The 20,177-nt window shown below is 72.6% G+C and carries 18 protein-coding genes and 1 pseudogene; 8 read left to right on the forward strand and 11 right to left on the reverse strand.

The features are described from left to right. Positions 1 to 103 precede the first annotated feature (103 nt). Positions 104 to 508, forward strand: a pseudogene (locus IE226_RS45465) (EamA family transporter); the annotation flags it as partial. Positions 509 to 964: 456 nt separating this feature from the next. Here the strand turns inward: IE226_RS45465 and IE226_RS28320 are convergent. After that, positions 965 to 1,810 carry an alpha/beta fold hydrolase gene (locus IE226_RS28320; RefSeq protein WP_190084370.1) on the reverse strand — a complete coding sequence of 282 codons (846 nt, stop codon included), beginning with the start codon at positions 1,808 to 1,810 and terminating at the stop codon, positions 965 to 967. 186 nt (positions 1,811 to 1,996) lie between these two features. Between IE226_RS28320 and sigJ the strand changes: the two genes are divergently transcribed. Together sigJ and IE226_RS28330 are read left to right on the forward strand one after the other, a co-directional pair. Continuing rightward, positions 1,997 to 2,887, forward strand: a complete 891-nt coding sequence (gene sigJ / locus IE226_RS28325) for an RNA polymerase sigma factor SigJ (protein ID WP_190084241.1) — start codon at positions 1,997 to 1,999, stop codon at positions 2,885 to 2,887. Between the two features lie 243 nt (positions 2,888 to 3,130). Next, positions 3,131 to 3,892 carry a GntR family transcriptional regulator gene (locus tag IE226_RS28330; protein WP_190084242.1) on the forward strand — a complete coding sequence of 254 codons (762 nt, stop codon included), beginning with the start codon at positions 3,131 to 3,133 and terminating at the stop codon, positions 3,890 to 3,892. Positions 3,893 to 3,922: 30 nt separating this feature from the next. Here IE226_RS28330 and IE226_RS28335 read toward each other — a convergent pair whose 3' ends face one another. The 3 genes from IE226_RS28335 to IE226_RS28345 all read right to left on the reverse strand — a co-directional run bounded on the left by IE226_RS28335 (position 3,923) and on the right by IE226_RS28345 (position 7,081). After that, on the reverse strand, positions 3,923 to 5,080 hold the full coding sequence (locus tag IE226_RS28335; RefSeq protein WP_190084243.1) for an ROK family transcriptional regulator: 1,158 nt from the start codon (positions 5,078 to 5,080) through the stop codon (positions 3,923 to 3,925). 106 nt (positions 5,081 to 5,186) lie between these two features. After that, entirely contained in the window at positions 5,187 to 5,849 is a 663-nt protein-coding gene (locus IE226_RS28340; protein ID WP_190084244.1) for a response regulator transcription factor, read from the reverse strand. 14 nt (positions 5,850 to 5,863) lie between these two features. Further along, positions 5,864 to 7,081 (reverse strand): sensor histidine kinase, encoded by a 1,218-nt coding sequence (locus IE226_RS28345; protein ID WP_190084245.1) that lies wholly within the window; start codon positions 7,079 to 7,081, stop codon positions 5,864 to 5,866. 108 nt (positions 7,082 to 7,189) lie between these two features. Between IE226_RS28345 and IE226_RS28350 the strand changes: the two genes are divergently transcribed. From IE226_RS28350 to IE226_RS28360, 3 genes are all read left to right on the forward strand, one after another. Then, positions 7,190 to 8,122, forward strand: coding sequence for an ATP-binding cassette domain-containing protein (locus IE226_RS28350; RefSeq protein WP_190084246.1), 933 nt, complete (start codon positions 7,190 to 7,192; stop codon positions 8,120 to 8,122). 2 nt (positions 8,123 to 8,124) lie between these two features. Further along, positions 8,125 to 8,862 carry an ABC transporter permease gene (locus IE226_RS28355; RefSeq protein WP_190084247.1) on the forward strand — a complete coding sequence of 246 codons (738 nt, stop codon included), beginning with the start codon at positions 8,125 to 8,127 and terminating at the stop codon, positions 8,860 to 8,862. A 75-nt stretch (positions 8,863 to 8,937) separates the two neighbouring features. Further along, positions 8,938 to 9,393, forward strand: coding sequence for a hypothetical protein (locus tag IE226_RS28360; protein ID WP_190084248.1), 456 nt, complete (start codon positions 8,938 to 8,940; stop codon positions 9,391 to 9,393). Here IE226_RS28360 and IE226_RS28365 read toward each other — a convergent pair. The 5 genes from IE226_RS28365 to mutA all read right to left on the reverse strand — a co-directional run bounded on the left by IE226_RS28365 (position 9,371) and on the right by mutA (position 16,183). Continuing rightward, on the reverse strand, positions 9,371 to 9,961 hold the full coding sequence (locus IE226_RS28365; RefSeq protein ID WP_190084249.1) for a GNAT family N-acetyltransferase: 591 nt from the start codon (positions 9,959 to 9,961) through the stop codon (positions 9,371 to 9,373). The two genes, IE226_RS28360 and IE226_RS28365, sit on opposite strands and share 23 nt — an antisense overlap. Before the next feature lie 6 nt (positions 9,962 to 9,967). After that, positions 9,968 to 11,035 carry an enoyl-CoA hydratase/isomerase family protein gene (locus IE226_RS28370; protein ID WP_190084250.1) on the reverse strand — a complete coding sequence of 356 codons (1,068 nt, stop codon included), beginning with the start codon at positions 11,033 to 11,035 and terminating at the stop codon, positions 9,968 to 9,970. A gap of 92 nt (positions 11,036 to 11,127) precedes the next feature. After that, positions 11,128 to 12,120 (reverse strand): methylmalonyl Co-A mutase-associated GTPase MeaB, encoded by a 993-nt coding sequence (meaB, locus tag IE226_RS28375; RefSeq protein WP_190084251.1) that lies wholly within the window; start codon positions 12,118 to 12,120, stop codon positions 11,128 to 11,130. A gap of 2 nt (positions 12,121 to 12,122) precedes the next feature. Continuing rightward, entirely contained in the window at positions 12,123 to 14,324 is a 2,202-nt protein-coding gene (gene scpA, locus IE226_RS28380; RefSeq protein WP_190084252.1) for a methylmalonyl-CoA mutase, read from the reverse strand. Then, positions 14,324 to 16,183 carry a methylmalonyl-CoA mutase small subunit gene (mutA, locus tag IE226_RS28385; protein ID WP_190084253.1) on the reverse strand — a complete coding sequence of 620 codons (1,860 nt, stop codon included), beginning with the start codon at positions 16,181 to 16,183 and terminating at the stop codon, positions 14,324 to 14,326. The genes scpA and mutA overlap by 1 nt, the downstream gene beginning before the upstream one ends. A gap of 311 nt (positions 16,184 to 16,494) precedes the next feature. On the opposite strand from mutA, the gene IE226_RS28390 reads away from it, so the two are divergent. Beyond that, the gene (locus IE226_RS28390) at positions 16,495 to 16,917 is read left to right on the forward strand and encodes an SAV_915 family protein (RefSeq protein WP_190084254.1); all 423 of its coding nucleotides are present in this window, start codon (positions 16,495 to 16,497) and stop codon (positions 16,915 to 16,917) included. 76 nt (positions 16,918 to 16,993) lie between these two features. Further along, positions 16,994 to 18,334, forward strand: coding sequence for a diaminopimelate decarboxylase (gene lysA, locus IE226_RS28395; protein WP_190084255.1), 1,341 nt, complete (start codon positions 16,994 to 16,996; stop codon positions 18,332 to 18,334). A gap of 19 nt (positions 18,335 to 18,353) precedes the next feature. On the opposite strand, the gene IE226_RS28400 is transcribed toward lysA, so the two are convergent. Beyond that, a complete protein-coding gene (locus IE226_RS28400; RefSeq protein ID WP_229871596.1) occupies positions 18,354 to 18,989 on the reverse strand; it encodes a response regulator transcription factor in 636 nt (211 codons plus the stop codon). Next, positions 18,989 to 20,125, reverse strand: a complete 1,137-nt coding sequence (locus IE226_RS28405) for a sensor histidine kinase (RefSeq protein WP_190084257.1) — start codon at positions 20,123 to 20,125, stop codon at positions 18,989 to 18,991. The genes IE226_RS28400 and IE226_RS28405 overlap by 1 nt, the downstream gene beginning before the upstream one ends. Between the last annotated feature and the right edge of the window lie 52 nt (positions 20,126 to 20,177).

Genomic DNA, 20,177 nt, shown 5'->3' on the forward strand with positions numbered 1-20,177 from the left:
TCCTGTACGTGAGGGACCACAAGGAGCCCGCGGAAAGTGGTCCCCGAACAAGCCCCGGAAGTGGACCTTAAACCGGTCCGCGTCCGTTCCTAGCGTCAGGGGCATGAACACGAACCTCACCCGCGGGTCCCTGCTCGCGGCCCTCGCCTGTCTCCTCGTCGGCGGCTCCTTCACCGCCAACAGCCTCCTCGGCGACTACCCGTACGCGGGCGGCCAGTTCCTGCGCTACGGCCTGGCCTGTCTGCTGCTCCTGCCGCTGCTCGGGCGGGGCGGGACGGCGCCGCTCGCCCGCCTCACCCGGCGTCAGTGGGGGCGGCTCGCGGTCCTCGCGGCGGTCGGCATGGTCGGCTTCAATTTGGCGATCCTCGCCGCCGAGCGCACCGCGGAACCGGCCGTGCCGGGTGTCTTCGTGGGATGCGCGCCGCTCGTCGTGGCGGTCGTCGTGCCGCTCCTGGAAGGGCGGCAGCCGCAACGGGCCGTCATGTACGGGGCTCTGATCGTCGCGGCGGGAGCCTTCACCGTGCAGGGGTGGGGGCGTACGGACGCCGTCGGCATCCTCTTCTCGGTGTGTGCGCTCGCGGGCGAGGTGGGGTTCGCGGTGCTCGCCGTTCCGGTGCTGCGGCCGCTCGGCCCGAAGCTGCTGTCCGCCACGGTGTGCGGGATCGCCGCCGTCGAGTCCGCCCTCATCGGGGTCGTGGTCGACGGCGGGGGCTTCCTGCGGATGCCCGGCACCACCGAGGCGGCGGCCCTGCTGTGGCAGGCGGCGATCGTCACCGTCATCGGGTTCGTCTGCTGGTACTCGGGCATCCAGCGCATCGGCGCCGAGCGGGCCACCCTCTTCTCCGGTCTGATCCCCGTGGCGGCGGCCTTCACCGCCCCCCTGGTCGGGACCGGCGCCTACGGCGTCCCCCAGGCCGTGGGAAGCGCCCTCGTCGGCGCCGGGGTGGCCCTGGGCTCCGGCGTGCTACGCGGCCGGCGACCGGCGGCACGTGTCGAGGACGACGCGCGCGACGAGGGCCGGATCGTCGTTCATCGGGACGTGCCCGCAGCCGGGAAGGCGCACGAGGCGGGCCTCGGGGACGGCGTGCTTGGCCCGGACTCCCTGGCGGCGCAGCAGGATGCGGTCGCGCGCACCCCAGGCGACGGTGACCGCGAGTCCGGGCACGTCGTCACCGAAGAGCACGTCACGCCCGGCGGCGAGGGTCTGCTCGAACCCCTTGGCGTCGCGCAGCGCGAGCGTCTCGGCGACCACGGCCTCGGGTGACCGGCGGCCGGGGCGGGCGTAGATGGTGCTGGTGAGCGCGGCGCGCCCGGCGGCGGACCGCGAGAGCCGCTCTATCAGCGGCAGCGGAAGGAGCCGCGCCCCGCGCCGCATCGCGAGCAGGGTGTTGAAGGCGTAGCGCCGCTCGCCGGGCGTCCAGAAACCGGCGGGGGACAGGGCGGTGACCGAGCGCACGAGCTTCTCCCGGCCGAGCTCCAGGGCGAGCAGCCCGCCGAGGGAGTTGCCCGCCACATGCGGCCGCTCGATGTCCAGGGCCTCGCACAGCGCACCGAGCACGGACACCACCGTGGTGATGTCGTAGGGAAGCTCGTCCGGAAGCGCGGGGGACTCGCCGAAGCCCGGCAGGTCCACGGCTATCACGTCGTACTCGGCGGCCAGGATGCCGAACACCGGGTCCCATGCCTGGCGGTGGTGGCCGATGCCGTGCAGCAGGAGCAGCGGCTCGCCCTCGCCGGCGCGTTCGTAGGCGACGGACAGGGTCCGCGGGCCGCCGGACGATTCGACGCTGAAAGACACCTCTGCGGCCATTGCTGCTCCAGTCCCCGCCGCCCGGCGGCGGTCCTCAGACACCTTAGACACCTTGTCAGCAACAATTACCGCTCAGTAGCCTCCAGTTCAAGAGGGCGGGGGCCGCGAGAGCCCGACCGTCGGTGTGGGACGCGCCGCACCCGTTCCGCCTGGACAGCGGGCGGCCGCGTCCGCTGGGATGGACGAGTGGCGACCGACACCGTGACCGACGTCTTCGAAGAGCACCGGCCCGTCCTGATGGGCGTGGCCTACCGCATGCTCGGCCGGGTGGCCGACGCGGAGGATGTCGTGCAGGAGGCCTGGCTGCGCTGGTCGGCGGCCGATCAGGAACAAGTGCGCGAGCCGCGTGCCTACTTGGTGCGCGTCACCACACGGCTCGCCATCGACCGGCTGCGCCACGTGCAGTCCCGGCGCGAGTCCTACGTGGGCCCGTGGCTGCCCGAACCGCTCGTCACCGACTACGGCCCGACCGTCCCGGACACCGCCGAGCAGGCGGTGCTCGCCGACTCCGTCTCCATCGCCGTCCTTGTCGTACTGGAGTCCCTGTCACCCCTGGAGCGGGCGGTGTTCGTGCTGCGGGAGGCCTTCGGATTCCCGTTCTCGGAGATCGCCGCCACGCTGGATCGCGGCGAGCCGGCCGTGCGCCAGCTCGCGGCGCGGGCCCGCAAGCACGTCGACGAGGGGAAACCGCGCTACACCGTGGATCCGGGCGAGCGGCGCGACCTGACCGAACGGTTTCTCGCCGCGGCGGCCGGCGGCGACCTGGACGGCCTGATGTCCCTGCTCGCTCCGGACGTACGCCTGGTCGGCGACAGCGGGGGCAAGGCGAAGGCGCCGCTGCGCGTCATCGAGAACGCCGACAAGGTGGGCCGTTTCCTCGACGGCGCGGCCCGCAGGGGCGTACCGGGCGGAGCGGTCGTCGAGACCCGGTTCCTGGAGGTCAACGGCGCCTATTCCGCGCTGATCCTGGTCGACGGCAAGCCGGACTCCGTCTTCCAACTGGACGTCGTGGACGGGCGGATCGCCAACGTCTACATCATCCGCAACCCGGACAAGCTGCTCGGTTTCGCCTCCTAGAACGCGGACGACAGACCCCCGTCACTCAAGGCGGGGGTTTTGTCTTGTTCGCAACGTGCGCGTGGACCGACGCCAACATCGCGTGAATGCTCTGTGGCATCGTCCCTGTGCGCGCTGTAACGGATCGAGGATTGGTCTTGACCAAGGGTGGGTGCCGCTCTATCGTCGCCAGAGATAGTGCAGGAACCTTTAATAAACAAGGCGCTAAAAAGCAGCCGGCACACGGGGATTGCGGAGGACAGGGTGGGGACCACGCAGCTGGAAACGGCTCCGGAGCCGAAGTACTGGCACCTCAAGACCGTGCTCAGCGAGGCACTCGACTCCGAGTTCGCCGTCGGCGAGATCCTGCCCAACGAGCGTGATCTCGCGGCCAGGTTCGGCGTCGCGCGCGCCACGCTGCGCCAGGCACTGGAGCAGCTGGAGCTCGAAGGCAGGCTGCAGCGCCGCCGCGGCGTCGGCACGACCGTCGCACCGCCGCGGGTGGGCGTGGCCGTCGGTTCCGCGCAGGGCACGTGGCCGGGCGAGGTCGGCGACGCCTGGCAGCCCGCCGACTGCGCACCGGCGGTCCCGCCCGCGGACGTGGCCCGCATGCTCGAGACCGCCGCCGACGAGCAGGTGCACGTGGTGCGCCGTACGCGCGTCTCGCACGGCCAGCCGGTGGCCGCCGAGCTCCTGTACGTACCGGCGTCGTCCGTGGCCGAGCTCTCCGCCATCGACGCTCCGTCCGGACCCTCACGCGCGCGTGGCGTGCTGCGCGAACTGCACCGGCTCGGCCTCGAAGGACAGGACCGCGCCGTCGAGCTCGGCTCGGCCCGCGCGGACGACGCCAAGGCCCTCGACCGGCTGCCCGGCGCCCCGGTCCTCGTCGTGACGACCCGCTTCTTCGCCGAGGGACGCACCGCCGCGGTGTCCGTGGCGACGTACCGCGCCGACACCTGCCGTCTCACGTTCGGTGACGCGGGCGGCGTCGAGATCCACCACGGCCCGGAGCGCCAGGCCTCCTGACCCCGCTCTTCCCGTGCACGGCGCGTCGCCTCAGCGGCGCGCCGTCACCGTTCCCTCCACCGCGAACAGCTGCTCCTCGACATGGTCGAGGGCAAGGCGCAGCGCGCCCGTCGCGATGGCGGCCTCGCCGAGCATCGACAGGGCCACCCGGGGCGGGCGCAGGCAGTAGCGGGCCAGCTCGCGGCGCAGCGGCTCAAGGACGCCGTCCAGACCGGCCGCCCAGCCGCCCACGACGACCAGTTCGGGGTCCAGGGCGAGCACCAGCGCCGCCACGTCGTGCACCAGGCGCTGGATGTACCGCTCGACGGCCTGCCGCGCCCGCTCGTCGCCCTCGCGCGCGTGGGCGAACACCTCTGCCACGGCCTGCTCGTCGAGCGGGTGCAGCGGCTCGTCCGTGGTCGAGAGGAGCGTCTCCGGGGTCACGTCACGGCCAAGCAGGTGCAGGGCGCCGATCTCCCCGGCGGCGCCGCCGTACCCGCGGTGCAGTCGCCCGCCGATCAGCGCGCCGGCTCCGGGGCTGAGCCCTGCAAGGACGAACACCACGTCGTCGGACTCGGTCGCCGCGCCCTTCCAGTGCTCGGCCACCGCCGCCGTGTTCGCGTCGTTCTCCACCAGGACCGGGCACTTGAAGGACCTGCGCAGACGCTCGCCCAGCGGCAGCCCCGTCCACTCCGGCAGCGCGGTGCCGAGCCGGACCGTGCCGTCCGCCTCCACGATGCCGGGGCTTCCCACGCCCACCGCGCGCAGGGAGCTGCGGGCGATCCCGCCACGGCGCAGCAGATCGGCGACCGCCGTGCGCAGGCGCTCGATGCGCTCGTCCGCCGAGGCCGTCTCGGCGACGTCCCTGGCCGTCGTGCCCATCACCCGCCCGTCCAGATCCGACAGGACGGCGGCCACCCGGTGCGGGCCGATCTCCAGGCCGAGCAGATGTCCCGCCTCGGCCCGGAAGCGGAACCTCCGCGCGGGCCGTCCCTGGCGTCTTGCCGCGCCTTCCTCGGCGGCGGTCTCCACCACGAGCCCGGCCTCGATGAGCCCCTCGACCACGCCCTCGACGGTCGGCCGGGAAAGGCCGGTCACCCGGGTGATCTCGGTGAGTGTCGCGAAGTCCGCCGCACGCAGAGCGTGCAGCACCACCGCGGAGTTGATCCGCCGCAGCAGAGAGGGATCCCCGCCGGTCAGCCGCCCCAACGTCCGTCCTCCCAGCTCGTGCGCATGATGGGCGGATCGTACTCGCCGGGGCCGACCACTGCGAGTGCCGGGCCCACCCGTGACGCAGAGTGCCGACCGGTCATGGCTACCCCGGCGCGACGAAACCGGACTCGTACGCGGTGATCACCGCCTGCGTCCGGTCGCGGGCCCCCAGCTTCGCGAGCACGGAACTCACATGGGACTTGACCGTCTCGGCGCCCACGATCAGCTCCCCCGCGATCTCCGCGTTCGACAGGCCGCGCGTCATCAGGCGCAGCACGTCCGACTCGCGCTCGGTGAGCGCGGCCCGCTCCAGGGCGGCCCTGGCCGCGGTGTTGCCCGGCCGCTGCCCGTACTCGCCGGCCAGTTGCCGCACCGCGGCGGGGAACAACAGCGACTCGCCCTCGGCGACGAGACGGACGGCGTTCACGATCTCGGCGGGCCGGGCGCGCTTGAGAAGGAAGCCGTCGGCGCCCGCGCGCAGCGCCTCGTACACGTACTCGTCGTTCTCGAAGGTCGTCACCACGAGGATCTTCGGCGGGTCCTGCACGGTGCGCAGGACCGCGCGCGTGGCCTCGATGCCGTCCAGGAGCGGCATGCGGACGTCCATGGCGACCACGTCGGGCCGCAGTCGGCGCACCAGGGGGATCACCGCGGCGCCGTCGGCCGCCTCGCCCACCACCTCGATGTCGGGCTGCGCCTCCAGGACGGCGCGCAGACCGGCGCGTACGAGGGGTTCGTCGTCGACGAGGAGGACAGTGACCGGCATCCGGTCAGCGTAGGTCACCCGAGCGGCAGCTCGACGTGCACCTGCCATTCGCCGTCGCGCGGACCCGTGGCGGCCCGCCCGCCGAGCAGCGTGGCCCGCTCCCGGATGCCGCGCAGGCCGCTGCCGCCGCGGCCGGTGATCTCCGTGCCCGCCGGCAGCGCGTTGCTCACGTCGATCTCCAGGGCCCTCTCGCCGACCGCGACCCGCACCCGTACCGGCACGGGCCCGCAGTGCCGCAGCACGTTCGTGAGGGCCTCCTGGAGCATGCGGTAGGCCTCGCGGGAGACCGGGCCCGGCACACGCTCCACGGGGCCCGACACGTCGGTGTCGACCTTCGCTCCCGAAGCCCGTGCGGAAGCGAGGAGTTGGTCGGCTTCGGCGAGTGTGGGGCGCCGGCTCGCGCGCTGTCCGTCCTCGCGAAGGACACGCAGTACACGCTCCAGGTCTTCCAGGGCCGCCCGGCCCGTCTCCTCGATCGCGCCGAGCGCGCGGTCGGTGAACGCGGGGTCGGCAGCGGCCCGTGCGGCCCCCGCCTGGACCACCGCGACGGTCAGCGCGTGGCCTATGGAGTCGTGCAGTTCCCGCGCGATCCGGTTGCGTTCCAGGAGCTGTTCGGTGCGCTCCTCCAGGGCGGCGAGGCGCTCTTTGGGGGAGGGACCGAGCAGTTGCCGGGCGGCCGACGTCATCAGGCGGCCCGCGGCCACCATCACCGCCAGGAGCACCACGATCGGGACCGGCACGAGCAGCGCGTTGGCCGGGTCCGGTCCCGGCAGGGGAAGGAGCAGTCCGGGTTCCTCGGCAGGGTCCGACGACGCCGCGCCCACCAGTGCGAGCGAGGTCCCCAGGAGCTGAATCGTCACCAGCATCGCCGCGCAACCGGCCTCCAGACGCAGCACGAGCCACACCGCCGTCCTGCCCCGGTCGCTCCAGGACGCGGAAGGGGCGACGGAGACGCCGGAATCTCCGTCGTCCCCCGGCACGCGCGCGTGCTGCCCCGGAAACAGCATCAGCCGGGCCTGCAACCCTTCCGCCCGGCGCATGGACGGCAGCACGGCGGTCGCAGCCACGAGCGGGATCGGCTGGACGGCGATCAGCAGCCAGTCGGCGACCGACGGGTCGCTGAGCCCGGGATAGATGAACGCGAGGATCAACGCGATGGCCGCCCCGATGAGCAGGTGCAGCCAGCGCGTATAGGTCACCGCGCTGGTGACCGGCCGGAAGAAGCGGGGCATCACGTCATCGTGCCAGCCGCACACGCCCGTCCGGCTCCCCCGTGAGGGGGAGACGAACCCCCTGGCCGGGGGAAGTGCCCGCCCCTGTCCGCCCGCGAGTGTGGACCCATGACCAGCATCGACGTCCAGAACCTCACCAAGGAGTACGGCACCACCCGCGCCGTGGACCAACTGACCTTCACCGTCCGGCCGGGGAAGGTCACCGGGTTCCTCGGCCCCAACGGCGCCGGCAAGTCCACCACCATGCGCCTCGTCCTAGGCCTCGACCGGCCCACTTCGGGCACCGCGACGATCGGCGGCCGCCCCTACGCGAGCATCGACGAACCCCTGCACCACGTGGGGGCCCTGCTCGACGCGCAGGCCGCGCACGGATCGCGTACCGCACGCAACCACCTCCTCGCCCTCGCCGCCGCCAACCGCATCCCCGCGCGCCGGGTGGCGGAGGTGCTCGAAGAGGCGGGGCTCGCCGCCGTGGCGGGGCGCAGGATCAAGACGTTCTCGCTCGGCATGCGCCAACGCCTGGGCATCGCGGCCGCGCTGCTCGGCGACCCGCACGTCGTCATGCTGGACGAACCGTCCAACGGCCTCGACCCCGAGGGCATCCTCTGGATCCGCGAGCTGATGCGGCGCCTCGCCCGGGAAGGCCGTACGGTCCTGGTCTCCAGCCATCTCATGAACGAGACGGCCACGTTCGCCGACCACTTGGTGGTCCTCGGCAGGGGCAGGCTCCTCGCCGACACCTCGATGCGGGACTTCATCGCGGCGCACAGCAGCCCGCGGGTACGGCTGCGCACCCCCGAGAGCGACCGGCTGCGCGGCCTCCTGACGGACAAGGGGTACGCGATGACGGCGCAGGACGAAGGGCGCTGGACGGTGGAGGGCGCGCAGGCCGAGGAGATCGGGTCCATCGCCGCGGGGCACGGCATCGCTCTCCTTGAACTCTCCGACGAACAGGCCTCCCTGGAGCAGGCCTACCTCGCCCTCACGGCCGACGACACCGAGTTCGCCGCCACCGCCACGACGCCCCGCCAGGAGGCTTGACCATGTCGACGACCGCCGTGCTCCGCTCGGAGTGGATCAAGATCAGGTCGGTGCGTGCCAGCCTCGGTTCGCTCATCTCCGTCTTCGTGGCCACCCTCGCCATCACCGTGCTCGCGTTCGCCTCGGTCGGGACGGCGGAGGCCGAAAACGCCGACTACGAACCGCTCTTCTTCGCCTTCTACGCACTCAACTTCGGCCAGGTCGCCGCCATCAGCTTCGGTACGACGGCGATGTCCTCGGAGTACCTGAACGGCGCGCTGCGCGTCTCGCTCTCCGCGGTGCCGCGCAGAGGGCTTTTCTACGGGGCCAAGGTCGCGGTGGTGGGCGCGCTTGCGCTCGGCGTGGGCCTCCTGACGAGCTTCGCGGGGTTCTTGTCCGGCCAGGCGTTCATGGGGGAGTACGCCATCGGCCTCGGCCATGACGGTGCCCTGCGGGCGTGCGTCGGCGGGGGCATCTATCTCGCGCTGATGGCGCTGCTCGCCGCGGGCCTGACCACGCTGCTGCGCAGCGGGGTTGCCGTCCTGAGCATCCTCATCCCGTTCACGCTCATCGTGCCCTTCGTGATCGGGGATGTCGCGAACGGTGTCGCGGGCTTCCTGCCGGACCGAGCGGGTCAGCAGATCCTGCACGAGAACCCGACGGGAACTCTGGGACCGTGGGCGGGACTTGCCGTCACGGCGGCATGGGCGGCCGCGGCGCTGCTCGCGGGCTGGTGGGCGCTGCGGCGACGCGACGCGTGAGGCGTATGTCCGGATCGTGACGCCGGGGGCCTGACGGCGGGCCAGTTGTCAGTGGCGGCCGCTTTACTGGATGCCATGAGTACCGCACAGCATCTCGCCGCGATCGACCTGCTGCGCTCACGGGAGTTCCCCGCGGAGCACGGCAGGTCGGCGGGCGGCGACGGCGGTCCGGGGTATCGCATCGCCGAGTTACTGACGAGTGACGGCTTCTGGGAGGACGACGGCACGCAGTGGGAGGCGACCGCCGATCAGTACGAGGCCGAGCGTGACGGCCTGTCGGTCCTCCTCGCCGACCGCTGGGGCGAACCGCAGATATTCAGCCTGGGGGGCCTCTTCGAGCGGACGCTGAGCGGTGGCGAGGACGGGACGGGCGAGGACATACCGGAGCCGTGGGGCTCGCTGAGCTCCTCCGTGCCGGACCTCCACCTGTGGCGGGCCGACGGGAGGTGGATCGCCCTCGGCGTCTCCCAGTGGGACAGGGAACTGCCGTTCCAGCTCCTCGCCGTCGTCACGGAGATCGATCCCCCGTAGCAGGCGCGTTTGTGCCGGGTGCGTCCGCGGCGGGCGCCTCCGCAGCGGGCGCGTGGAGGACATGGATGCGGATCGGGCGACCGCAGTGGTGGTCGACGGCGCCCCGCTCCACGCGCATCCCGAGCTTGTTCATGACGCGTTCGGAAGCGTTGTTGCCCACCTGGACGATGCTGACGACCCGCTCGAGGCCGCGGTCGGCGAAGCCGAAGTCGAGAGCGGCCCGTGCCGCCTCGGTGGCAAGGCCCCGCCCCCAGAAGGGACGCCCGAGCCGCCAGCCGATCTCCACCGCGGGCAGCACCTCGGGGAGGTAGTGCGGCACGGAGAGCCCGGTGAACCCGGCGAGTTCACCGGTGGCGCGGATCTCCACCGCGAAGAGCCCGAAGCCCTCGGTCTCCCATTCGTGCTCCCACATAGCGATGCGGGAACGCGTCTGCTCCTCGTGCTCGTGGACGGAGCCATCGCCGATCCACCGCATCACCTCGGGATCGGAGTTGATCACGGTCATCGGGGCGACGTCCGACGCGCGCCAGCGTCGGAGTATGAGGCGCGGCGTCCGGATCAGGGGCATCGCGGGTCAGCCCCGACCGCTGGCGAGGCCGAGTTCGTCGCCTTCGCGCGGGGCGAAGTGGCGGGCCACGTCGGCGTCGGTCACCTGCGTGAGCTCGGCGGGGGACCAGTGCGGATCGCGGTCCTTGTCGACCACCTGTGCGCGGATGCCCTCGACCATGTCCGGCGCGGTGATCGCGGCGGCCGATACGCGGTACTCCTGGTCGAGCACCTCCTCCAGCGAGCCGAGGTCGCGGGCCCTGCGCAGGGCGGCGAGCGTCACCTTCAGGGCGGTCGGCGACTTGCCGAGGATGGTCTCGGCGGCCTCCTTGGCCGCGCGGTCGCCCGAGTCGTACAGCCGCTCCACGATCTCCTCCACGGAGTCGGCGCAGTAGCAGGCGTCGATCCACTGGCGGTGGGCGGCGAGCTCCCCCTCCGGCGCGGCGGTGGCGAACTCCGCGACGACCTCGCTCACATCACGTTCGGCCAGCGCGGCCGTGAACTCCGGCAGGCGCTCCGAGGGTACGTAGTGGTCGGCGAGGCCGCACAGCAGCGCGTCGCCCGCTCCCACCGCCGAGCCGGTCAGCGCGAGGTGCGTGCCCAGTTCGCCGGGCGTCCGCGTCAGCAGATACGTACCGCCGACGTCCGGCACGAAGCCGATCCCGGTCTCCGGCATGGCGATCCGGGAGCGCTCGGTGACGATCCGTACGCTGCCGTGCGCCGAGACGCCGACCCCGCCGCCCATCACGATGCCGTCCATCACGGCGACGTACGGCTTCGGGAAGCGGGCGATGCGGGCGTTGAGCCGGTACTCGTCACGCCAGAAGGCCACGGACGCGGCGCCGCCGCCCGCGCGGATGTCGTCGTGGATGGAGCGGATGTCGCCTCCTGCGCAGAGCCCGCGGTCGCCGTTGCCGGAGAGGACGACGGTGGTGATGTGCTCGTCCCTCTCCCACGCGGAAAGGGCCTCGTCCATCAGGCGGACCATGGCGTGGTTCAGCGCGTTGATCGCTCGGGGACGGTTCAGCGTGATGTGGCCTGCGCGGCCCTCTGCGTGGAGGAGGACGGGGGCCTCCTCGTTGGCTGCTGTGGTCATGGGGGCAAATCTAGACGGCCGCTTCGCGGCGGATGTCTCCCGCCCACCCGGCGGATGTCTCCCGCATCGCGCCCTCGACGCAGAACAACCCCCTAGCCGTCCCCCTGGAACGCCCCCAGAATCCGCTCCGCCGCCAGCGTCGCCGTCAACGTGCCCTCCCGTACCCGCTGCTCCAGGTCAGGGGCCAGCTCTCGTACCGCCGCATGCCCCCGCAGCCGGTCCAGGAGTTCGTCGTGCACCATCGTCCACGTCCAGTCGACCTGCTGGTCGCGCCGTTTGGCGGCGAGACGGCCCGTGGAGTCGAGGAGCGTACGGTGCTGTTCCAGGCGGTCCCAGACCTCGTCGAGGCCGCTGGACTCCCGGGCGCTGCAACTGAGCACCGGCGGCGTCCAGGCGGCGTCGGCAGGGTGCATGAGCCTCAGGGCGCCCGCCAGCTCACGCGCCGCCGAGCGCGCGTCACGCTCGTGCGGGCCGTCCGCCTTGTTGATGGCGAGGACGTCCGCGAGTTCCAGGACACCCTTCTTGATGCCCTGCAACTGGTCGCCCGTACGGGCCAGGCTGAGCAGCAGGAACGAGTCGACCATGTTCGCGACCGCCGTCTCCGACTGGCCCACGCCCACCGTCTCCACGAGCACCACGTCGTACCCTGCCGCCTCCATCACCACGATGGACTCGCGCGTCGCCTTCGCGACCCCGCCGAGCGTCCCGGCGGTGGGCGAGGGACGCACGAAGGCGGCCGGATCCACCGCGAGACGTTCCATCCTCGTCTTGTCGCCGAGGATCGAGCCGCCCGTCCGGGTCGACGACGGGTCGACGGCCAGGACCGCGACCCGGTGCCCGAGCCCGGTCAGCATCGTGCCGAGCGCGTCGATGAACGTCGACTTGCCGACACCGGGCACCCCGCTGATGCCGATCCGCCGCGCCCGCCCGCTGTGCGGAAGCAGCTGGGTCAGCAACTCCTGCGCGAGCGCCCGGTGTTGCGGACGGGTCGACTCGACGAGCGTGATGGCGCGCGCGATCTGCGCCCGCTTCCCGTCGAGCACGCCCTTGACGTACGCGTCGATGTCGATCCGCGGCGCCGCCATGCTCACAGCTCGTGGCCGAGGTCGGCCGCCAGTCGCTTCACCAGGTCGTACGCGGCATCCGGGATCACCGTGCCGGGCGGGAAGACGGCAGCGGCACCCATCTCCAGGAGCGTCGGCACGTCCTGCGGCGGGATCACGCCGCCCACGACGATCATGATGTCCTCGCGGCCCTCGGCGGCCAGCTCCGCACGCAGCGCCGGTACGAGGGTCAGGTGGCCGGCGGCGAGCGACGAGACGCCGACGATGTGCACGTCCGCCTCGACGGCCTGGCGCGCGACCTCCGCCGGGGTCTGGAAGAGCGGGCCGACGTCCACGTCGAAGCCGAGGTCGGCGAAGGCGGTGGCGATGACCTTCTGCCCGCGGTCGTGGCCGTCCTGGCCCATCTTGGCGACCAGGATGCGCGGCCGGCGCCCCTCGGCCTCCTCGAAGGACCCGACGAGCGTACGGGTGCGTTCCACGGACGGGGACGAGCCTGCTTCGGTGCGGTACACACCGGAGATCGTACGGATCTGCCCCGCGTGCCGCCCGTACGAGCTCTCCAGGGCGTCGGAGATCTCGCCGACCGTGGCCTTCGCGCGGGCCGCGTCGACGGCCAGGGCGAGGAGGTTGCCCTCCAGGCCCGGGCCGGGGTCCCGCCCGGCCGCCGCGGTGAGTGCCCGCAGCGCGTCCTGGCAGGCCGCCTCGTCGCGCTCCGCGCGCAGGCGTTCCAGTTTGGCGATCTGCTGGGCCCGCACCGAGGAGTTGTCGACCTTCAGCACGTCGATCTGCTCGTCGGTCTCCACGCGGTACTTGTTGACGCCGATGACCGGCTGGCGCCCCGAGTCGATCCGCGCCTGCGTACGCGCCGCGGCCTCCTCGACACGCAGCTTCGGGATGCCCGCGTCGATGGCCTGCGCCATGCCGCCCGCGGCCTCGACCTCCTCGATGTGCTGCCAGGCGCGGCGAGCCAGGTCGTGCGTCAGCTTCTCGACGTACGCGCTGCCGCCCCACGGGTCGATCGTCCGCGTCGTGCCCGACTCCTGCTGGATGAGCAGCTGGGTGTTGCGGGCGATGCGCGCGGAGAAGTCGGTCGGCAGGGCGAGCGCCTCGTCCAGGGCATTCGTGTGCAGCGACTGGGTGTGGCCCTGCGTCGCCGCCATCGCCTCGACGCACGTACGCGTGACGTTGTTGAACACGTCCTGCGCGGTCAGCGACCAGCCCGAGGTCTGCGAATGGGTGCGCAGCGAAAGGGACTTGGCGTTCTTCGGGTCGAACTGCTTGACCAGCTTCGCCCAGAGCAGGCGCGCCGCGCGGAGCTTGGCGACCTCCATGAAGAAGTTCATGCCGATCGCCCAGAAGAAGGAGAGCCGCGGCGCGAACGCGTCGACGTCCAGGCCCGCTTCCTGACCGGCCCGCAGATACTCCACGCCGTCCGCGAGGGTGTACGCGAGCTCCAGGTCGGCCGTCGCGCCCGCCTCCTGGATGTGATAGCCGGAGATCGAGATGGAGTTGTAGCGCGGCATCTTCTGCGAGGTGTACGCGAAGATGTCGGAGATGATCCGCATCGAGGGCTTGGGCGGATAGATGTAGGTGTTGCGGACCATGAACTCTTTGAGAATGTCGTTCTGGATGGTCCCGGCCAGCTTCTCCGGCGGTACGCCCTGCTCCTCGGCGGCCACGATGTACAGCGCGAGTACGGGGAGCACCGCGCCGTTCATCGTCATCGACACCGTCATCTTGTCCAGCGGGATGCCGTCGAAGAGCTGACGCATGTCGTAGATCGAGTCGATGGCCACGCCCGCCATGCCGACGTCACCCGTCACGCGCGGGTGGTCACTGTCGTAGCCGCGGTGCGTGGGCAGGTCGAAGGCGACCGAGAGGCCCTTCTGTCCGGCCGCGAGGTTGCGGCGGTAGAAGGCGTTGGACTCCTCGGCCGTGGAGAACCCGGCGTACTGGCGGATCGTCCAGGGCTGGTTGACGTACATCGTCGGGTAGGGGCCGCGCAGATACGGCGCGACACCGGGGAACGTCTCCAGGAAGTCGAGGCCTTCGAGGTCGGCGCCCGTGTAGAGCGGCTTGACCGCGATGCCCTCCGGGGTCTCCCACACCAGGTCGTCGTCGGCCTTGCCGGTGGACTCCTTGACGGCGCTGCGCCACTGGTCCTCGGCAACTTCGGAGGTGGCGTCGGGCGTCAGGCCGACGCCGGTGAAGTCGGGGATCGCCATTACGCCACTCCCATGTGGTCGAGGGTGGAGGAGAGCACGGACACGGCGTCGCAGCCCGCGAAGACGTACGCGTCGACGGCTGCGGACTCGGCGGACTCGGCGGGGCGCCCCGCGAGGAACACCCGCCGCGCGCCCGCCGACTTGAGCGCCTCGGCGACCTCGGCGGCCTGCTCCTCGTAGAGCGCGTCGCTGGAGCACAGGCACGCCACCGTGGCACCGCTGGCCTTGAACGCGTCGGCGGCCGTCGTCGCGTCCACCGTCGCCGGGTCGTGGACGGCTTCGATGCCGCCTGCCCGGAAGAGGTTCGAGGCGAAGGAGGCCCGCGCGGTGTGCGCGGCCGCGGGGCCGAGCGCGGCGAGGAACACGCGGGGGCGGGCCCCCGTAGAGGCCAGGTGCTCGTCCGAGCGCGAGCGCAGGACCTCGTAGGCCTCGTCGCGGCGGACGCGCGGCAGACCGCCCGCCGCCCCGGCCGGCGAGGCCACGCGCTCGACCGGTCGCTCCGTCAGGTTCGGGAACTCGCTGACGCCGGTGATCGGTTCACGCCGCTTGGCGAGCTTCTCGCTGCGCTTCGCCCAGGTGGCGGCGAGGCGTTCACCGATCAGGCCGGAGCGCAGGGCCGCCGCCTGGCCGCCCGCGCGCTCGATCTCCTGGAAGAACTCCCAGCCCGCGTGCGCCAGTTCGTCGGTGAGCCGCTCCACGTACCAGGAGCCGCCCGCCGGGTCGATCACGCGGGCGAGGTGCGACTCCTCCAGGAGGATCGTCGAGGTGTTGCGGGCGATGCGGCGCGCGAACGCGTCCGGCAGGCCGAGCGAGTGGTCGAAGGGCAGGACGGTCACCGAGTCCGCGCCGCCGACGCCCGCACCGAGGCAGGCCACCGTCGTCCGCAGCATGTTCACCCACGGGTCGCGGCGCGACATCATGACCGGCGAGGTCACCGCGTGCTGGCGCTGCGCCCCCGCGTCCGGGGCGCCGCAGACCTCGGCAACGCGGGCCCACAGCCGCCGGGCCGCCCGCAGCTTGGCGATGGTCAGGAACTGGTCGGCGGTGGCCGCGTACCGGAATTCCAGCTGGGCGCAGGCCGCCTCCACCGAGAGCCCCGCACCGGTCAGCTCGCGCAGGTAGGCGACCGCCGTGGCGAGCGACGCGCCGAGCTCCTGCCCGGCCGAGCCGCCCGCCTCGTGGTACGGCAGGGCGTCGACGGTCAGCGCGCGGAGGTTCGGGTACTCCCGGCCGCACAGCCGGGCCAGTTCGACCACGTCAACCGGGTCGAGCCGTTCACCCGTGCGTGCCTCGTGGCCGAGGGGGTCCGCGCCGAGGGTGCCGCGCGCCGCGTCCTTCGGGACGCCCCGCTCCTCGTAGAGACGGAACAACTCACGCGCCGCGGGCCCGACTTCGCTGCCCGCGTCCAGGGCGACCGGTGCCAGGTCCAGATAGACGCCCTGGAGGGCGCGCGCGATGCCGGAGACGGGGAGCGTGCCGGGTCCGACGCCGAGCCACAGCGAGGTGACGCCGTTCTCCAGGTCCGCGAGCACGGTCTCGTTCGTGCCGGCGGGGTCCGCGGTCGCATGCCGCTGCCGTACGTCCCAGCCGGCCGCGGCACTGCCTGCGGCGGTAGCGCCCCTGACAAAGGGGGCGAAACCCGGATAACCGGCGTCAGGCGCGGTGTCACGGGCGGTGTACAGCGGGCGGGTGCTGAGCCCGTCCTCGAGTGCGGTGGACAGCGTTTCCTCGGCGGCCGGCCCCGATACGTCCTTACCCGATTTGCGCAGCACGCCTTCCACCAGGCGCTGCCACTGCTCATGGGTCGCATCAGGGAACTCGGCGGCCAGGGAAAGCCCGTCGTCAGGCAGGACCGTCATGGGCAAGATGCTAGGGCGCAACCCCTGGCACTGGGTGCCGTACAGGGCTGTGACCTTGGCCTCTTCCGAACGCTATTGATCTCAAACGAGCAGGCGGCTACGGCGGGGCGGGCGCCGGGGCCCGCCGCGGACACATCGCGACGTCAAGCCCGTCAAGCCACCGTCAACGCGGCGCCCGCCCCCGTCAACGTCCCGTCATGGAGGACGGGCGGCACTGGGGCCCGGGCATAGCTTCGGTACAGGCCCCCTGGTTCCCGGCCGGAGCCGGAGGGCCCCCGTTCACCCGAGCAGCTGCTCAAGGAGGAACCCCCATGACCGAGCCCCAGTGCGGCGAGGACCCCGAGCCCTGCGAACCCGGCCCGGCCGGACCGCTCTTCGTCCCCGTCCGGCCGGGACCCGCGGGCTGCGTCGCCCGCCTGTTCCGTACGCCCGTCGGCGGCCGTACCGCCGTCGCCTTCACCAGCCCGCAGCGGCTGAGCGCCGCCCTCGGCGACCGCCAGGCCTGGATCAGGCTCTCGGAGCCCGCGCTGCGGGCGCTCACCGAGCCGCTCGGCGTCCGCGAGGTGACCGTCGACCCGCGGCTCGCGGCCCACCCCGTCGCCGCACCCGGAAGGCGCGTCCCCGTGTGGCGCGAGTGGGACCGCGAGGCGGCCGGCGCGCCGCGCGTGACCGGGGCCGCCGTCGTGGTCGGCGCCCTGACCGCCTGGACCGCCTGGACCGCCTGGACCGGCTGACCGGCTGACCGGCTGACGGCACGGACGCGAAGCAGCAGCGGAAGAGCACGAGGACGAGGCGAAGAGAGAACCTGCCATGACCACCCTGCACGAACCCCTGGCGCCGGGCGCCACCGCCGACGACGACCTGTCCGTCTGGCCCGCGACCACCGCGCGGCTCGCCCACGGCGACCTCGCCGTCGGCGGCGTACCGCTCACCGAGATCGCCGGACGCTTCGGTACCCCGGCCTACCTCATCGACGAGGACGACGTACGCACACGCTGCCGCACCTACCTGCACGCCTTCCCCGGCGCCGAGGTGCACTACGCCGCCAAGGCCTTCCTGTGCCGGGCGATGGCCCACTGGGTCGCCGAGGAAGGGCTCGGGCTCGACGTCTGCTCGGCGGGAGAGCTGGAACTCGCGGTGACCACGGGCTTCCCCGCCGAGCGCGTCATCCTGCACGGCAACGCCAAGAGCCCGCAGGACCTGAATGCCGCGCTGCGGCTCGGTGTCGGGCGCATCGTCATCGACAGCGCGTCGGAGATCGCGCGGCTCGCGGCGGCCGTGCCGCCGGGCAGCCGACAGAAGGTGCTGGTCCGGGTGGTGCCGGGCATCGCGGCGGGCGGCCACGCCAAGATCCGCACCGGGACCGACGACCAGAAGTTCGGTCTGTCGATCGCCGACGGCTCCGCGCAGCACGCCATCGCCCGTGTCCTCGGCCAGCCAGGCCTCGAACTGACCGGCCTGCACTGCCACTTGGGCTCGCAGATCACCACCGAGAAGCCGTTCCTGGCCGCCGTACGCCGGTTGGTCGGCCTGATGGCCCGCGTCAAGGAGCAGCACGGCGTCATCCTCCCCGAACTGGACCTCGGCGGCGGCCACGGCATCGCCTACCGCCCCGGCGAACCGGCCCTCGACATCACCGCGCTCGCCCGCAAGGTGCGCGCCGCGCTGACGGAGAGCTGCGCGGCGGCCGGACTCGCCGTGCCCAAGCTGCTCGTCGAACCGGGCCGCGCCATCGCGGGCCCCGCCGGGGTCGCCCTCTACCGCGTGCTCGCCGTCAAACGCACCGGCGGACGCACCTTCGTCGCCGTGGACGGCGGGATGAGCGACAACCCGCGGCCCGCGCTGTACGGCGTGCGGTACGCGCCGCGCCTGATCGGCCGCCGCTCCACGACGCCGCCCGCGCCGGTGACGGTCGTCGGGCGGCACTGCGAGGCGGGCGACGTGCTCGCCTCCGACGTCGAACTGCCGGGCGACGTACGGCCGGGAGACATCCTGGGCGTGCCGGTGGCCGGTGCCTACCACCTCTCGATGGCGTCCGGCTACAACCTCGTCGGACGCCCGCCCGTGGTGGCCGTCGCGGACGGGCACGCGCGGCTCCTGGTGCGGCGCGAGTCCCTGGAGGACTTCCGCAGCAGGGACGTCGGCCTGTAACCCCCGGGGCCCGCGCCCCTCAGGAGCCGAGATAGCGCAGGACGGCGAGCACGCGGCGGCTGTAGCCGGTCGTCCCGGCCAGTCCCAGCTTGTCGAAGATCGCGGCGATGTACTTCTCGACGGCACTCCGCGAGACGTACAACTGCTCGGCGATCGCCGCGTTGGTGTGCCCCTGCGCCATCTTGCCGAGCACCTCGCGCTCCCGCGGCGTCAGTCCCTTGAGCGGGTCCGTGTGGCTGCTGAGGGTCAGCAACTGCCGTACGACTTCCGGGTCGAAGGCCGTCTGGCCCGAGGCGACCCGCTCAAGGGCGTCCAGGAACTCGTCGACCTGGACGACCCGGTCCTTGAGCAGATAGCCGACGCCCTCGGTGGCGGTGGTCAACAGCTCGGTCGCGTAACGGCGTTCGACGTACTGCGAAAGGACGAGCACGCTCGTCCGCGGCCACTTCGCCCGGATCTCCAGGGCGGCCCGCAAGCCCTCGTCGGTGTGCGTGGGCGGCATGCGCACGTCGATCACGGCGGCGTCCGGCGGATCGTCCGCCACGGCGGCGAGCAGGGCCCGCGCGTCACCGACCGAGGCGGTGACGGTGTGCCCCTCGTCCGCGAGCAGCCGGGCCAGGCCCTCCCGCAGCAGCGTCGAGTCGTCGGCGAGCATTACGCGCATGGCAGCTCCGCGGATATGAGAGTGGGCCCTCCGGCGGGGCTGGCCACGGTGAGGGTGCCGTCCAGGGCGGCCACGCGCCGGGCGAGCCCGAGCAGACCGCCGCCGGACGGATCGGCGCCGCCCTGCCCGTCGTCCTCGACGCGCAGGTGCAGCACGGCGCCGCGCCGCTCGGCGCGGACGGTGACGAGGGTGGCGCCGGAGTGCTTGACGGCGTTGGTGACGGCCTCGGCGGCGACGAAGTACGCCACGGCCTGCGCGGTCGGGGGCGGGGTTTCCCGCAGGTCGCAGTCGAGCCGTACGGGGATCGAGGCGCGCTCGGCGACCGTCTCCAGGGCGGCCGCGAGCCCGCCTTCGTCGAGCGCGGCGGGGTAGACGCGCCAGGCGACGTCGCGCAGCTCGACGAGGGCCTGCTGCGTCTCCTCGTGGGCCTGCGCGAGGAGCCGGGCCGACTTCTGCGGATCGGCGGCGCGACGGGCCCGGCCGAGGAGCATGCCGAGGGCGACGATGCGCTGCTGGACGCCGTCGTGCAGATCGCGTTCGACGCGGCGCCGCTCGTCGTGCACGGCCTCCACGACCCCGGCGCGGCTGGCGACGAGTTCACCGATCCTGCGCTCCATGAGCTGCCCGTCGTTCGGGCCGAGGAAGCGGCGTGCGTGCCGTTCGTCGGCGAGCGCGACGCCGTACGTTCCCTGAACGCACAGGTAGAGCAGGAAGAGGCCGGCGATCGAGGAGAGGATCAGGGTGCCGGGGGCGCGGATGTCGGCGACGAACCAGCCCCAGACCGCGAGCGAGGCGTAACCCGCCCCGAGCAGCGCGCAGGCGAGCACCACCCCGCCGAGCAGGCCGAAGGACCAGCGCGACGCGATGTAGTTCACGGCGGGGCGACCGGTGGGTGCCGCCGCGAGCTCCGTGCCGAAGAAGGCGGCCATACGGCGCCGCTCCAGTTCGGCGAGCCGGCGGGCACCGGCCTCGATGCGGGCCTCGGCGCCGCGCCCGGTGCGCCGCCCGAGCGTGGCGAGCAGCCACACCCCGGCCACCAGGGCGAAGGCCAGCTCGATGACCGCGGTGACGGCGCCGGCGAGTACGCCGGCCGTCACCCGGAGCCAGCGCTGTAGATGCGTACGCATGATCGATCACGCTAGCCCGGGGGCCGGGACGCGGGGACTGCGGAAAACCACA

This window comes from Streptomyces longisporoflavus (genome assembly GCF_014649775.1).
Taxonomy (GTDB): Bacteria; Actinomycetota; Actinomycetes; order Streptomycetales; family Streptomycetaceae; genus Streptomyces; species Streptomyces longisporoflavus.

Bases quoted from the DNA above. Each gene is read 5' to 3' on its own strand.
- lysA (WP_190084255.1), top strand. From the start codon at position 16,994: ATGACCACCCTGCACGAACCCCTGGCGCCGGGCGCCACCGCCGACGAC.
- meaB (WP_190084251.1), bottom strand. From the start codon at position 12,120: ATGGCGGCGCCGCGGATCGACATCGACGCGTACGTCAAGGGCGTGCTC.
- IE226_RS28355 (WP_190084247.1), top strand. From the start codon at position 8,125: ATGTCGACGACCGCCGTGCTCCGCTCGGAGTGGATCAAGATCAGGTCG.
- IE226_RS28390 (WP_190084254.1), top strand. From the start codon at position 16,495: ATGACCGAGCCCCAGTGCGGCGAGGACCCCGAGCCCTGCGAACCCGGC.
- IE226_RS28405 (WP_190084257.1), bottom strand. From the start codon at position 20,125: ATGCGTACGCATCTACAGCGCTGGCTCCGGGTGACGGCCGGCGTACTC.
- IE226_RS28370 (WP_190084250.1), bottom strand. From the start codon at position 11,035: ATGACCACAGCAGCCAACGAGGAGGCCCCCGTCCTCCTCCACGCAGAG.
- IE226_RS28360 (WP_190084248.1), top strand. From the start codon at position 8,938: ATGAGTACCGCACAGCATCTCGCCGCGATCGACCTGCTGCGCTCACGG.
- scpA (WP_190084252.1), bottom strand. From the start codon at position 14,324: ATGGCGATCCCCGACTTCACCGGCGTCGGCCTGACGCCCGACGCCACC.
- IE226_RS28365 (WP_190084249.1), bottom strand. From the start codon at position 9,961: ATGCCCCTGATCCGGACGCCGCGCCTCATACTCCGACGCTGGCGCGCG.
- mutA (WP_190084253.1), bottom strand. From the start codon at position 16,183: ATGACGGTCCTGCCTGACGACGGGCTTTCCCTGGCCGCCGAGTTCCCT.
- IE226_RS28400 (WP_229871596.1), bottom strand. From the start codon at position 18,989: ATGCTCGCCGACGACTCGACGCTGCTGCGGGAGGGCCTGGCCCGGCTG.
- IE226_RS28345 (WP_190084245.1), bottom strand. From the start codon at position 7,081: ATGCCCCGCTTCTTCCGGCCGGTCACCAGCGCGGTGACCTATACGCGC.
- IE226_RS28350 (WP_190084246.1), top strand. From the start codon at position 7,190: ATGACCAGCATCGACGTCCAGAACCTCACCAAGGAGTACGGCACCACC.
- IE226_RS28320 (WP_190084370.1), bottom strand. From the start codon at position 1,810: ATGGCCGCAGAGGTGTCTTTCAGCGTCGAATCGTCCGGCGGCCCGCGG.
- IE226_RS28340 (WP_190084244.1), bottom strand. From the start codon at position 5,849: ATGCCGGTCACTGTCCTCCTCGTCGACGACGAACCCCTCGTACGCGCC.